This is a genomic window from Psychrobacter immobilis, from assembly GCF_904846235.1.
GTDB lineage: Bacteria > Pseudomonadota > Gammaproteobacteria > Pseudomonadales > Moraxellaceae > Psychrobacter > Psychrobacter immobilis_C.
In genome coordinates, this window is sequence record NZ_CAJGZN010000013.1 from 16,467 (window position 1) to 30,771 (window position 14,305).

Below are 14,305 nucleotides of genomic sequence, written 5' to 3' on the forward strand. Positions count from 1 at the left end.
GATTTGACAACGTCCAGACGTTAACAAAGACTCATATGTTTGTTATGGTAAAAGGACGTTTCTGTTAAACAGGAAAGAGATGGTTATCTCTTTTGTTAACACAGAGTCACATCAGACAGTTTTATTAAACTGCTTTGCTGATTAAAGATATATCGATCATCTATTGAGCCACCCGTTATACATAAACTTATAATAATTTATGTCTAGGATCTATAACAACGATAAGGAAGCTATCATGAGTGATATTTTTAATGTAAAAGACACCCTTTCAGTTGCGGGCAAGGAACATGCCTACTACAGCCTGCCCAAACTTACCGAAACTTACGAGCATATCAAAACGCTACCATTTTGTATGAAGGTCGTGTTAGAGAATCTATTGCGTAACGAAGACGGTGGTCAGTCAGTCGGCAAAAACCATATCGAAGCGGTTGCCAATTGGGATGCAGGCGCTGAGGCGTCAAAAGAAATCGCCTTTATGCCAGCGCGCGTGGTGTTGCAGGATTTCACTGGTGTGCCTTCAGTCGTTGATTTGGCTGCGATGCGTGATGCAGTGGTCGAGCTTGGCGGCAAAGCGGAACAGATTAACCCATTTATCCCTAGTGAGCTGGTCGTCGATCACTCTGTACAGGTTGATGCTTATGGCCGCGAAGATGCGCTAGATTTGAACGAAAAAATTGAATTTAAGCGTAACAATGAGCGCTATGAATTTTTGCATTGGGGCAAGCAAGCCTTTGAAAACTTCGTCGTGGTGCCACCAGCGACAGGTATCGTGCATCAGGTCAACCTTGAGTATCTAGCCCGTGTCGTGATGGCAGCAGACGTCGATGGCGAGCTGACAGCTTATCCAGATACAGTATTTGGTACAGATAGCCATACTACGATGATTAATGGTATTGGCGTGCTTGGTTGGGGTGTGGGCGGTATCGAAGCTGAAGCTGCGATGCTAGGCCAACCGTCATCAATGCTGATTCCACAAGTGGTCGGCTTTGAGCTAAAAGGCAAGCTAACTGAAGGCGTCACGGCAACCGATTTGGTACTACGTGTGGTTGAAATGCTGCGTGCACACGGTGTGGTAGGTAAGTTCGTCGAATTTTATGGCGAAGGCTTACATAGTATGCCGCTAGCGGATCGCGCCACCATTGCCAATATGTCACCAGAGTATGGTGCGACTTGTGGTATTTTCCCAATTGACCAAATGGCGATTGATTACCTGCGTCTATCAGGTCGTGATGAAGAGCAGATTGAGCTGGTTGAAAAGTATGCTAAAGCGCAAGGATTATGGCACGATGCCGATACACCTGCGGCAACTTATTCAAGTAAATTAGAGTTGGATCTGTCTTCAGTACAGCCAGCACTTGCTGGTCCGAACTTGCCACAGCAGCGTATCAATTTGTCTGATATGCATGAGAAGTTTGGTGAAACGCTAGAAAAAATGACCAAAGATCGCAAGTCAGAAGTAGAAGGCAAAGTACGCTTTGATCAAGAAGGCGGCGAGCAAGAGCAAGCTGAACACTTGGCGGCTGAGCCGAATATCGAAGTTGATACTAGTGATGATAATGCAGGTTATGCGCCAGCAAACAATGTCTTCTCAAATGTCAGCATCAATGACAAACAACACAAGTTACGAGACGGGTCGGTAGTTATTGCTGCTATTACTTCTTGTACCAATACTTCCAATCCAGCAGTAATGATTGGTGCAGGTCTAGTGGCCAAAAAAGCTGTTGCCAAAGGTCTTAAAGCCAAGCCTTGGGTTAAGACATCGCTTGCACCGGGTTCTAAAGTGGTCACCGACTATCTTGAGAAAACTCATCTGATGGATGAGCTAGAAAAAACGGGCTTCTATTTAGTAGGTTATGGGTGTACCACGTGTATCGGTAACTCAGGGCCATTATCAGAAGAGATCGAAAAAGGCATTGAAGAAAACGACTTAGTCGCAGCAGCGGTACTGTCTGGTAACCGTAACTTTGAAGGTCGTATTCACTCGCATGTCAAAGCCAGTTACTTAGCCTCACCACCATTGGTCGTTGCCTATGCATTGGCAGGTACTGTTGATATTGACTTGACGACTCATCCGCTCGGACAGGATCAAGATGGCAATGATGTATTCCTAAAAGACATCTGGCCGACTTCGGAAGAAATTAACGAGCTGATTGCCAACAATATCGATGCTGATATGTTCCGCAAAAACTACGGCGAAGTGTTCGACGGTAGTGCAGCGTGGAACGCAATTAGTTCAGCGGATAGCCAACTATATCCATGGGATGAAGGGTCAACGTATATCAAAAACCCACCGTTCTTTGATGGTATGACCATGGAACCAGAAGGTATCCCTGATATCGAAGGCGCGCGTATTCTAGGTCTATTTGGTGATTCAATCACCACTGATCATATCTCACCAGCAGGTAATATCGATCCGGACTCACCAGCAGGTAAGTACTTGCAAGAGCGCGGTGTGATGGAAGCAGACTTCAATAGCTATGGCTCGCGCCGTGGTAACGATGCAGTCATGACTCGTGGTACCTTTGCCAACATCCGTATCAAAAACACCATGATGGGCGGTAAAGAAGGCGGTTATACCTATTACTTCAAAGATGACAGCGCTATGTTACAAGATGGCGAAGAAATGCCTATCTATAACGCAGCGATGAAGTATAAAGAAGATAAGCGTCCGCTCGTCGTACTTGGTGGGGCAGAGTATGGTTCTGGCTCTAGCCGTGACTGGGCAGCTAAAGGTACAATCCTGCTAGGCGTAAAAGCAGTATTGACCAGCTCGTTTGAGCGTATTCACCGTTCAAACCTCGTCGGTATGGGTGTACTGCCATTGACGTTTAAAGATGGTCAAAATGCAGAAACCTACAAACTAGATGGTTCTGAAGTGCTGAGCATCACAGGTCTGGACAATGGTGAGAGTAAAACGGCCACGGTTACGGCTACACGTGCTGATGGTTCGGCAGAAACCTTTGAGGTAAATGTCGGTCTACAAACGCCAAAAGAGCGCGAATATGTGCGTCATGGTGGCGTATTGCACTATGTACTACGTCAATTGGCTGCTGAGAGCAAAGAAGCTGGCTAGTAGTTAGTTAAGCTTTATATGGCAAAAAGCCCAATCCCCTACTTTGCAGGGGATTGGGCTTTTTTATGGAAGACGTTTTTTCTCTTGTTACACTACTCTTTAACCCTTCTCAGTCAACAGCTTAATTCCTAGCCCCATAAATACGACACCACTTATTTTATTCATCATGGATTCAATTTTTGGATTCTCTCTTAGTTTTTTGCTGAACTTTGACGCCAGCAGCGCCAAACTCAAGCACCATATAAAGCCTGTGGTGGCAAAAGTCAGCCCTAACATCAAAAATGACAGCATGCCATAAGCATAACTAGCGTCGATAAACTGAGGGAAGAACGCCAAGAAGAATAAAGCGACTTTTGGGTTAAAAGTATTGGTCAATACACCTTGCTTATATATTTGCCAACCATCTACAGCCTTTCGGCTAGTCACGTTCTGATCTTTGGATAAATTGCTTGCAATCAGGTTAGAGTTTTTGCTCGTCAGCATCTTAAAGCCTAAATAACACAAATAGCTGGCTCCAATATATTTAACAATCATAAAAGCGGTAGGGGAGTTGGTAAGTAATACGGACAATCCTAGCGCTGCCAATAACGTATGTACCAAAATACCCGAAGTAATGCCAAGAACAGAATAAAACCCTGCTGTTTGCCCCTGTGAAATACTACGGGTGATGATGTACATGCTATCCGTACCTGGCGTTAGGTTTAACAAAATAGCTGCCAAGATAAACCCCAGATAATTCTCGATACCAAACATCGCAATCACTTCCCTTTAATCACGCCAAGCCCCATCATTTCTAGTATGGGGTTGTATTTTATCAATACGTCTGTCAGATCGATATTAACGAGTATTAGATAGGTTGGCAATAGTGCTATCAACAGTAAGCTAGCAGCTATTAATAATAAGCTAACGACAATAGAATAGAGGATGTTGAAAAACGACAGACATAAAAAAGCCCAGTCACCGGATGATGACTGGGCTTTTTTATTGTTCGCTTATTAGTCTAACCTGATGCTAAGCAAAAGTGCTAACAAGTGACGCCGAATAGTGGCGTCCCCAGGGGGATTCGAACCCCCGTTACCGCCGTGAAAGGGCGGTGTCCTAGGCCTCTAGACGATGGGGACGCATAGAGTGTTATAACCAGTGGTTACAACGGTACTTCACAATATCAGATAGCTTGTTAAATAAGCATTGCCTAGGTGCTGATATCGTCCTACTAGCGAGTATTTATTATTACGTTTCAGTAATACTGAGCGTTGCTATAAATAAGTATGGTGGAGCTAAACGGAGTCGAACCGTTGACCCCTTGCATGCCATGCAAGTGCTCTACCAACTGAGCTATAGCCCCTCGCTAAGAGTGTGCGTATTTTATGTAAGAGCGACAGTCTTGTCAACACCTATTTCAAAAATAATTCATAAATATGCAAAAAAAAGTGATTTAGCCTATTTTAAAGGCTCAGCAAGCCCAAATTAGCGTGGATTTTGCTTAAGTGCGATCTCTTTGATGGCTTTATCGGTATAAAACTCTTCTTCGCTACCATCAGAAAAAATAATCGCACAGCATTCAGTTGGTATATATTGACCGCCTTTTTCTCGGATCGTTCTTATGCCTTTGACGCCGATGATGTCATATTCGCCCAATTTATCTAGATTATGTTTGGTGTAACCGCAGTAAGTGCTGTATATCCATTTTAAATCTTCGAAGTCTTGGCCCTTGGTCAGGGTCAAAGTTGCATCAAAAAGCTCCTTTACAATGCCATCATAGTATTTCTGTGCTTCTTTTAGGGTATTAAAGACATAATCTTTGCTTTCTATTGTGACGGTTTTGGCGGCCATATTTTTTTCCAATTAAAATATTTAATAAAAGACGTTTAATAATACGAGGGTAGTTGTACTTATTAACAACGAAAAAAGGGCCAGAGATGGCCTGACCCTTTTACATTCGACAAGTTTAGCTAGTTAACTGTTTAGCAGATAAGTTATTCAGCTTCTAAACTACTCAGCAGCAGCCAAAAAATCTGGCAGTTCTGACGCTTGTTTCTCAAGTTTTTTCAGTTTCTTTTTACCGAGGCCGCCTAATACATCAACTGCATGACGCAAGCGAGTCAATGTCATGTCAGCGCCGATAATCGCCATAGAGTTCATGACTGGCGTCGATGAGGTGCTACCAGCGATAGCAATAAAGAACGGCGCCATAAAATCACGCATCTTAATATCAAGATGAGCAGCAAGGCCTTTTAGCGTGGCATAGATGTTTTCTTCTGACCACGTCGGCAAGACTTCTAATTGCCAAAGCGCTAATTGCAGCATCTCGATAATTTGCTCAGGGGTGAGCGATTTATGAGTGAAGCTCTCAGCATTGATGTCAGGTAGGTTTTGGAAGTAGAAACCACCCCAATTAACCGCATCAGACAATAGCTCGATACGTGGCTGAATCGCCGCTGCGATCGCGGTCAGTTTGTCACTGTTGCTGGCCCATTCAAGGATTTTATTCTTTAATTCTTCAGGGCTAAGCGCACGTAGCCATTCTGCATTGAGCCAGTTTAGCTTTTCGATATCGAAGATAGGGCCACCAAGCGACACACGCTGAATATCAAAGTTGGCAATCATTTCTTCTAGCGTAAACTGCTCAGCATCATTGGGCATTGAGTAGCCCATACGACCGAGATAGTTTAACAGCGCTTCAGGTAGCACGCCTGCATCACGATAGTAGGTGATAGAGGTTGGGTTTTTACGCTTAGACAGCTTTGACTTATCAGGGTTGCGTAGGAGCGGCATATGGCAAAGGGTCGGCATCTCCCAACCAAAATAATCATATAGCAGTTGATGCTTAGGCGCAGAGTTCAACCACTCTTCACCACGCATCACATGAGTGATTTCCATCAAGTGGTCATCAACGACGTTGGCTAGATGATAGGTTGGCATGCCGTCTGTTTTTAGCAGTACTTGCATATCGACTTGAGTCCAAGGAATCTCAACGGTGCCACGTAGCATGTCTTGTACCTGACAAGTGCCTTCGGCCGGTACGCGCATACGAATCACGTGCGGTTTGCCCTCGCTTACCAATTGCTCGGTTTTTTCTGGAGCAAGATGAGCACAGCGACCATCATAACGTGGGGTCTCGCCATTGGCCATTTGCTCAGCACGCATAGCGTCTAACTCTTCACTGGTACAAAAACAGCGGAACGCATGGTCTTTTTCTATGAGTATCTCAGCGTGCTTTTTGTAGATATCGCTACGCTCGCTCTGACGATAAGGGGCGTGTGGGCCACCAATATCTGGGCCCTCGCTCCAATCCAGACCAACCCAGCGTAAGGCGTCCAAAATCATTTGTTCTGATTGCTCAGTCGAGCGAGTTTGATCAGTGTCTTCGATACGTAAGATGAATTCGCCGCCGTGAGCTTTGGCAAAGGCCAAGTTAAACAGGGCAATATAGGCAGTGCCTACGTGTGGGAAGCCAGTTGGCGATGGGGCGATACGCGTGCGCACAGGGCGCGTGCTGTCAGTAGAGGTTTGCATGGTAAAAGTCTCAAAGTTTGCTATCGATATAAGCTATTAGTATAAATAGCGATGAAAGATATGAAGTCGATGTTAAGAAATAGCGTAAAATATAGCGCTAGTATAACAGAGACATGTGATATTTTTAATGAAAAGCCCTTCTAGTGCTTGACTACAGGTGTATCCTTGCGATAATAATGCTAAGCAAGTCATAACTTGTTTATTTTCATCTAATTACTGGCCAGTACGGTCGTCATCTATTGAGTTGTTTGTGTCCCTATCAAAGTCTAAGCCAAAATCGAAAGCCAGTCCTTCTGCCGCCGCTGATCTCTCTGAGTCAGTGTCCAATCCTTCTGTTATAAAGGATGCGTCTACGCAAGATGTCGATCTGGATGTTACTCACGCCCGTCATGAGGGCGATATCACGTCTGATGAATTGAGTTTTGTCCATGATGCGGTGCTGCTGCAAGAGACTGTCGCTGCGGTGCTCGGCGTAAAATCCTTGCCCAAGCAAACAGAAGGTGACCAAAATAGCTTAAATATAAGTGGTATCTACGTTGATGCAACTTTTGGCCGTGGTGGCCATAGCCGACTGCTATTAAGTCAACTTGCCGATGACGCCACACTGATTGTCTTTGACAAAGATCCGACAGCCATTAGTGTGGCGCAAGAGCTGGCAAGCAAAGACAGCCGCGTGCGTGTGGTTCACGATAGTTTTGCGACGTTGACCGACAGTCTGGCTGCTATGGGTATCAGTGAAGTTGATGGCTTAATGGCAGATTTGGGTATTTCATCACCGCAGATTGATGATGGTAGTCGCGGCTTTAGTTTTATGCGCGACGGGGCAGTAGACATGCGTATGGACACCAGCCGTGGCCAGTCAGTTGCCGAATGGCTTGAGAAAGTCGATGATGAAACGTTGGCCAATGTGCTTTATGAGTTTGGCGAAGAGCGTCATAGTCGCCGTATTGCCCGCGCTATCAAACAGATGGAGAGCTATGAGTCTACGCTTGAATTGGCAGAAGTGATCAAAGTAGCGCATCCTAACTGGCAACGCGGTAAACATCCAGCGACGCAAAGCTTTCAAGCCATGCGTATTTTTATTAATAATGAGCTGGGCGATGTTGATGACTTTTTAGCGCAAAGCATTCCTATCTTAAGGTCAGGTGGGCAGCTAGCGGTCATTAGTTTTCACTCATTAGAAGATCGCCGTATCAAGCAGTTTTTGCAGCGACATAGCAAAGGGCAGTATCCAGAAGACGAAAACCTGCCAATGCCGCCGAATCGTCCACGCTATTTTAGCAAGCCAAAACGTGTTGGCCCAAGCAAAGCTGAGACTAGTCAAAACCCGCGCGCGCGTAGCGCATGGTTGCGTATGGCAACGCGTACTGACACAGCTTATGAGCAGACAACAGGGTTATAGAAGAACATCACGACGCCACAAGTCATAGTCGAATATGATTAGTGAGTTGCCTGAGGTTGCTAATGTTTGTCTAAATGATGCGCAAATGTCCTAATGGCTACGCCACTGTTAAAAATCTGTAAATATTGTCTGTTAGGCTCAGCAGTTGGTTTTTATCTGCTTAATAGTTGAATGGTTTTATATAGTATAGCCATTCAACGTGTTTGGTTGTGGTATGACATATTGATAGCCATGAGTTGTGATGATTTATGGCTCCTGAGTAAATTGGCTATTGGATGTGTTTTTTACGTTCGTTTTTTAAGTGTGGTTTTTACACTTATAAGTGTCTTTGGTTTTATATTTATCGATGGTATGACCGAATAATGACACGTTCATCTTTCGCAATCCGTTATCTACTCTATCGTTTACGTTCACCTTTTTGAGATCGTCATGGCAATATCTGACAAACCTGCGAATCGCCGCACTGCTACACTTTATAATACCGATGTCGGCGAGCTGTTCGTGCGCCGGTTTAATGTGGTGAGCATTTATGTGGTCGTCCTACTGCTATTGGCAGCCACGATTGTATGGAGTGGTATCAAAACTGCCGAAGAAGTTCAGCAGTATCATCAGGACTACAAAACCTTGCAAGACATGAAAAAACAAGAACGTAAGCTACAAGTAGAGCATCAGCGTCTATTGATTGAGCAGCAAACCTTTAGCGCCACTCCGCAGATTGCCAGTCGAGCGGTTGCTGAATTGGGCATGTATTCACCAACATTAAAGGATAAGCTGATTATCCAGCCTGGTGTCGCTACTGCATTGGTGCCAGTGGTTACGGAAGACTCAGATGAAGATTTGACTGACGTGATTGGGCCACGTGCCTCTACCGACATCTCTCCTGAAGAACCAGCGACGGAGGTAGGACAATGAGTGAAAAAAAGCCTAAATCCACCGCAAAAAATACTAGCAAAAAACCAGCCAGCGGCAAGGTAACCAAACCTCTACGCCGAGCCAGTGCGGCTAAATCTGGTCAGACGAGTAGTAAGCCTGATAAAGCTGCAAGTAATCGTAAGGCCAAATTGTTTGGTCGCATCAAAAAAAGCGATACCCAAGGCGCTTATACCAGTGTAAAAAACCGCAAAAGCAAAATGGTTTTTTCGAGCAAAGCGTCAGGTGCTTCTGCTCTTGGCGGTTTTGAACAAGACAAAAACCGTTTTCGTATGGTCTGGGGTCTAGCGCTGATCATATTAGCGCTACTGATTAGCCGCGCCTATTATATTCAGGTTGCCAACGCACAGTTCTATCAAGACAAAGGCAATGAGCTCATTACCAGTGAGCGTACCCAAAAGTCTTATCGCGGTATGATTACCGATCGTAATAATCTACCGCTTGCAGTCAGTGCGCCGCTCGCGACAGTTTCGTTTAGTCCGCATGATTATTCTCGTGAATATTACGAGCTAAAGCGCATTATCATTACCAATCCTAGCAGTCCACAATTACAGGCGCGTATGCAAAAGCGTCTAGATAATATGGATCTGACAAAGCTAGCCGCTGCTGCCAATATCTCGGTCGATGAGTTGAAAAAAGTCACGGCTATTAATGACAGTATCGATGTGACCGATGAGAAAGCCGTAAAAGCTGCTTTGCCATCTGGCGCAGGATCGCACTATTTGCCACTGCTTAATAAGGTCACACCTGAGATTGCCCAAAGCGTCAGTTCGCTTGATTTCCCTGGCGTCTACGAAAAGAATTTCTTTCAGCGTTATTATCCGCAGCCACAGTCTAATGCGCAGCTGCTGGGCTTTATGGGTCAAAACGCCAAAGATCCTGAAGGCGGTTACGAAGGCCGTGCTGGTATTGAGCGTCAGTACGAAAAAGATCTGGCAGGTGATGATGGAAAAGTTTTAGTTCTAAAAGACGCCAAACAAAACAGCCTAAAAGAAATTAAGCAGATCGAGCCAGAAGTACCTGGCAAAGATGTGGCGTTGACGATTGATTCACGCTTACAGTATTTGCTATATAAAGAGCTAGAAAAGGCTGGGCGTTTGCAAAAAGCACGTTGGTCAACGGGTATGATCGTTGACGTACAAACTGGTGAAGTATTAGCACTATCAACATGGCCGTCGTTTAACTCGAACAACCTCAATGAGATGACGGGTGAAAACCAGCGTAACCGCGCACTGTTAGATGTGTTTGAGCCAGGTTCGGTGATGAAACCGTTTACCGTGGCGGCAGCGCTAGACTCGGGTAAATATACGCCAACAACTTTGATTGATACCAATCCTGGTTCGATTCGTGTACGCGGCTATACCATTCGAGATCATAATAATTTGGGCATGATTAACATGGCCACGCTACTACAGAAATCTAGTAACGTTGCCTCCACCAAGATTGCGCTATCACTGCCAGCCGATGCTATTAGTAATATGCAACGACAGTTTGGCTTTGGCTCAAAAACACCTTTGCAGTTCCCAGGTGAGGGCAGTGGTTTAATCGTCACGCCAAAAGAAAAAGAAACCTCGCGCCGTGCAACGGTTAGTTATGGTTATGGTCTACAAGTGACATTAGCACAGGTTGCACAGGCGTATTCAGCCCTAGCAGCAGGTGGAGTCATGCATCCATTAACTTTAATTAAAGATGACAAGTCGCAGCCAAGCAAACGCATTATGGCGCATGAGCAAGCAATGTCGATTGTACAGATGCTTGAGAGCGTAACTGAGCCCGGTGGTACGGCGAAAGCTGCTGCCATCGATGGATATCGGGTGGCAGGTAAGACAGGTACGTCACGCCGTATCAATCCAGATGGTGGTTATTATACCGACCAGTATCGTAACGTCTTTGCTGGTATGGCACCTGCATCCAATCCAAAGCTGGTGGGCGTGATGCTTATCGAAGACCCGCGCGGTCAGATTTATGCTGGTCTAACGGTTGCCCCTGTCTTCCATAATGTGATGAAAGAAGCATTGCGATTGTATAATGTGCCTTTGGATAAGCCACTAAAAACGGAAGCGCAGTAAGCGTTCAATTATTTTAAATGTCCAGCTCTACTGAGCTGACACGTTTTAACTGTTTAGGATTTATCTATGACTATATCATCGCTAGATAGCGCTACTGTTACTTTACAACAGCTTATAGATGCCAATAAAAGCCAGCAGCAAAAACTGGCTGAGCAGCTTACAGCGATGATAGCAGCATCGATTCAGGAAGCATCCAATCAGGCGGGTTTAGCTCAAGCCCAGTCTATTGCCCATATTCCGTTTCAACAATTTCGCTTGGACAATCGCCAATTGGAAGTGAACGACGTATTTGTCCTGTTAAAAAGCCAAACAGCCAATTCTGAAAAAAGTCGCGATTATTTACTGCAAGCCGCTGAACAAGCCGCGTTTATTCTCTCAGAGATTGACCCTGGTATTTTGCTTAGCGAAGCAACAAATCCCTCAAATACCAGTAGTGAACCGCAGATAGATATTATTGCTAATGCACCTCAGCAACTAGCAGCGTTGCCATGCCCTGTCTTATACGTTTCTAATATTCGCGACTTTTTGGGTAGCTTAATTCAAGCACGCCTTCAATATCAGCAGCAAGTGACTCTACCGACCGTGGTTGCGGTGACTGGTACAAATGGTAAAACAACCATCAGTCAATTAGTAGCACAGCTTACTCAATTGATGGGTCAGAGTAGCGCAGTGATGGGTACGGCAGGTAATGGTAGACTTGGTGCTCTGGTGCAAGCCAGCCATACCACGGGCGATGCGTTAGCTGTCCAGCAGTTCCTATATCAGATGGGAACAGAGCAAGCAGAAATGTTGGCATTAGAGGCCAGCTCTCACGGGTTGGACCAACAACGTCTACAAGGTATGCCAGTCACTGTAGCGATTTATACCAATTTGAGTCGTGACCATTTAGACTATCATGCCGATATGGCAGAATATGCCGCTGCCAAAGCAAAACTGTTTGATAAAGCCCATTTTCCAAATTTGACCCATGCCATTATCAACATCGATGATGAGCACGCTCAGGTTATGTTAGATACGGCAAACGCCAGCGGTTTGACGGTATGGACATACAGTTTGGATTCATCAAAAGCTGCTACTTTCGTTGCCGCTGATATTACGCCAAGTCTGCAAGGCGTCAAAATAAAACTGCGTACTGATTTTGGCGATGAGAAAGCTGACAACATAGAGATTGTTAGTCCACTATTAGGTCGCTTCAATGTAGCCAATTTGCTCGCAGCGATAGCAGCTGTCGTAGCACTTGATGTTGACTTGGCTATGAATATCGAGCGTATTGTGCCTGCTGTTGCACAGTTGCAAGGTGCGGTTGGGCGTATGCAGCGTGTACCATCAAATGATGGCTGCTTTATCGTTGATTATGCGCATACCCCAGATGCGCTAAGCCAAGTGCTAGCAAGTTTAAAAACCCACTGTAAAGGTCAGCTATGGGCAGTATTTGGTTGCGGCGGAGATCGCGATGCAGGCAAGCGACCGTTGATGGCGCAAGCAGGTCTGGCAGGTGCTGATCAAGTTGTTTTGACTGCGGATAATCCACGTACCGAAGATCCCAATATGATTTTGCAAGATATGCAGGCTGGTATGACCGCTGAGCAATATCAACGAACCCATATCGAGCCTGCCCGCCAAACCGCTATTGAATATGCAGTTAGTCACTCAGGTGTAGATGATATCGTTGTCATCGCAGGCAAAGGTCATGAGACCTATCAAGAGATTAACAACGTTCGCTATGATTTCGATGACAGTGTTGTTTTGCAGCAGGCATTGAATCAAGCTGGCCGTGTGTAGTTAATTGGCTTTCGATACATGTATTAGTAAAAATTGATCATTAAATATAAAAATTAAGTAGTCATCATATAAGGTAATCATTATGACAGCCGACACCGATAATACTGCCCAGTCGCAAGGGCTCTATGTCTGGCAAATGGACAATCTGCTCGCAGCGACCACGTCGCTCGATGGGCATTGGCAACTACCACAAGGCCATGCAGCAGAACAGACGGCCTTGTCCAGTAAACGTATAGCCACCGATACCCGTACGATAAAGCCAGGCGATATATTTTTGGCGCTCAGTGGCGATAATTTCGATGGTCACGATTATATCGACACAGCAATATCAAAAGGCGCTGTTGCCGCTGTTGTCTCGCATCCTATTTCGTTGTCCGGCCCAAATGCTATTCCGCAATTGGTGGTCAGCGATACTCGTTTGGCGCTAGGTCAATTGGCAGCATATCGTCGTCAGCAGCACAAAGATTTAACCGTGATTGCTATTACGGGTTCTAGCGGCAAGACCACTTGCAAAGAAATGCTAGGCAGTATTTTTGGTAGATTGGCACCGACCTTAATCACTCGTGGTAACCTCAATAACGATTTGGGTGTGCCAATGATGCTTCTTGAGCTATCAGACCATCATCGCTATGCTATTTTAGAGTTGGGTGCAAACCATATTGGCGAGATTGCTTATACGACTGAAATCGTTCAGCCTGACGTGGCCTGTATCTTAAACATCGGTACAGCCCATTTGGGTGAATTTGGTAGCCGTGAAGGTATCTGCCAAACCAAAGCAGAGATTTACCATACGTTGACGGACGCGCAGTTTGCGATTGTTCCTGATAAGGATGATTTTACCAATCAGCTACGCCGTATCGCTGAAAAGCACACCTCACATGTGATTGGCTTTGGTAATACGGATGTAAGCGCAAGCCATCTAGACGTAGAGCCTGAGCGTAGCGAATTTAAGCTACATATCGGTAACCAAGTCCATGATATCAACTTACCATTGGCAGGTGAACACAATGTCAATAATGCCTTGGCCGCTGCTGCCTGTGCGCATGCGCTGAATATTGAGGTGAGTGATATCGTCATTGGGCTTGAAAATGCGCGTCCTGCTAAAGGTCGTCTAAATAGCCAGATACTTGGTATGCATCGTCTTATTGATGATACTTATAATGCTAACCCGCATTCAGTGCGTGCCGCTGCCAAAGTATTGGCTGCGCAAACAGGTACGCAGGTCATGGTACTGGGCGATATCGGTGAGCTAGGCGAGGCGGCTATCAGTGAGCATCAGAGCTTGGGCCGTACTATTGCGACCACAGGTATCAACGTGCTGCTTTGTGTTGGCGAATATGCCCCTTACACCGTTGCGGGTGCACAAGAAGTGTCTGATATTAGTGCTCACGCTTTCACCGACAAAGACAGTTTATTACAGTATTTACAGCCGTATTTGCAAGCGCAACAAGCTAAGCCTTGTACTGTGTTGTTCAAAGGCTCTCGTTCCATGGGAATGGAAACACTTATTCATGCGCTAGTAGAGGAGTAGGC

The 14,305-nt window shown here is 45.4% G+C and carries 9 protein-coding genes and 2 tRNA genes; 6 read left to right on the top strand and 5 right to left on the bottom strand.

All coding sequences use genetic code 11. From position 1 onward, the window contains the following. Positions 1–235 precede the first annotated feature (235 nt). Positions 236–3,073 carry an aconitate hydratase gene (locus JMX07_RS09585; RefSeq protein WP_201607658.1) on the top strand — a complete coding sequence of 946 codons (2,838 nt, stop codon included), beginning with the start codon at positions 236–238 and terminating at the stop codon, positions 3,071–3,073. 99 nt (positions 3,074–3,172) lie between these two features. Here JMX07_RS09585 and JMX07_RS09590 read toward each other — a convergent pair whose 3' ends face one another. From JMX07_RS09590 to gltX, 5 genes are all read right to left on the bottom strand, one after another. Beyond that, positions 3,173–3,826 carry a LysE family translocator gene (locus JMX07_RS09590; protein ID WP_201607660.1) on the bottom strand — a complete coding sequence of 218 codons (654 nt, stop codon included), beginning with the start codon at positions 3,824–3,826 and terminating at the stop codon, positions 3,173–3,175. A gap of 292 nt (positions 3,827–4,118) precedes the next feature. After that, positions 4,119–4,194 (bottom strand) — tRNA-Glu (locus tag JMX07_RS09595). Positions 4,195–4,342: 148 nt separating this feature from the next. Next, positions 4,343–4,418: transfer RNA gene (locus JMX07_RS09600), tRNA-Ala, on the bottom strand. 122 nt (positions 4,419–4,540) lie between these two features. Next, the gene (locus JMX07_RS09605) at positions 4,541–4,906 is read right to left on the bottom strand and encodes a hypothetical protein (RefSeq protein WP_201607662.1); all 366 of its coding nucleotides are present in this window, start codon (positions 4,904–4,906) and stop codon (positions 4,541–4,543) included. A gap of 159 nt (positions 4,907–5,065) precedes the next feature. Next, positions 5,066–6,589: a glutamate--tRNA ligase gene (gltX, locus tag JMX07_RS09610; protein ID WP_201607664.1), complete on the bottom strand. Its 1,524-nt coding sequence runs from the start codon at positions 6,587–6,589 to the stop codon at positions 5,066–5,068. Positions 6,590–6,989: 400 nt separating this feature from the next. Between gltX and rsmH the strand changes: the two genes are divergently transcribed. From rsmH to JMX07_RS09635, 5 genes are all read left to right on the top strand, one after another. Continuing rightward, positions 6,990–7,991, top strand: coding sequence for a 16S rRNA (cytosine(1402)-N(4))-methyltransferase RsmH (rsmH, locus tag JMX07_RS09615; RefSeq protein ID WP_227684769.1), 1,002 nt, complete (start codon positions 6,990–6,992; stop codon positions 7,989–7,991). Between the two features lie 429 nt (positions 7,992–8,420). Further along, positions 8,421–8,903, top strand: coding sequence for a cell division protein FtsL (locus JMX07_RS09620; protein ID WP_201607668.1), 483 nt, complete (start codon positions 8,421–8,423; stop codon positions 8,901–8,903). Then, positions 8,900–10,990 carry a peptidoglycan D,D-transpeptidase FtsI family protein gene (locus tag JMX07_RS09625; RefSeq protein WP_201607670.1) on the top strand — a complete coding sequence of 697 codons (2,091 nt, stop codon included), beginning with the start codon at positions 8,900–8,902 and terminating at the stop codon, positions 10,988–10,990. The genes JMX07_RS09620 and JMX07_RS09625 overlap by 4 nt, the downstream gene beginning before the upstream one ends. A 66-nt stretch (positions 10,991–11,056) precedes the next feature. After that, positions 11,057–12,772 carry a UDP-N-acetylmuramoyl-L-alanyl-D-glutamate--2,6-diaminopimelate ligase gene (locus JMX07_RS09630; RefSeq protein WP_201607671.1) on the top strand — a complete coding sequence of 572 codons (1,716 nt, stop codon included), beginning with the start codon at positions 11,057–11,059 and terminating at the stop codon, positions 12,770–12,772. Positions 12,773–12,854: 82 nt separating this feature from the next. After that, positions 12,855–14,303: a UDP-N-acetylmuramoyl-tripeptide--D-alanyl-D-alanine ligase gene (locus JMX07_RS09635; protein ID WP_201607672.1), complete on the top strand. Its 1,449-nt coding sequence runs from the start codon at positions 12,855–12,857 to the stop codon at positions 14,301–14,303. The last annotated feature ends 2 nt before the right edge of the window (positions 14,304–14,305 follow it).

Bases quoted from the DNA above. Each gene is read 5' to 3' on its own strand.
- JMX07_RS09605 (WP_201607662.1), bottom strand. From the start codon at position 4,906: ATGGCCGCCAAAACCGTCACAATAGAAAGCAAAGATTATGTCTTTAAT.
- gltX (WP_201607664.1), bottom strand. From the start codon at position 6,589: ATGCAAACCTCTACTGACAGCACGCGCCCTGTGCGCACGCGTATCGCC.
- JMX07_RS09630 (WP_201607671.1), top strand. From the start codon at position 11,057: ATGACTATATCATCGCTAGATAGCGCTACTGTTACTTTACAACAGCTT.
- JMX07_RS09620 (WP_201607668.1), top strand. From the start codon at position 8,421: ATGGCAATATCTGACAAACCTGCGAATCGCCGCACTGCTACACTTTAT.
- JMX07_RS09585 (WP_201607658.1), top strand. From the start codon at position 236: ATGAGTGATATTTTTAATGTAAAAGACACCCTTTCAGTTGCGGGCAAG.
- JMX07_RS09625 (WP_201607670.1), top strand. From the start codon at position 8,900: ATGAGTGAAAAAAAGCCTAAATCCACCGCAAAAAATACTAGCAAAAAA.
- JMX07_RS09590 (WP_201607660.1), bottom strand. From the start codon at position 3,826: ATGTTTGGTATCGAGAATTATCTGGGGTTTATCTTGGCAGCTATTTTG.
- JMX07_RS09635 (WP_201607672.1), top strand. From the start codon at position 12,855: ATGACAGCCGACACCGATAATACTGCCCAGTCGCAAGGGCTCTATGTC.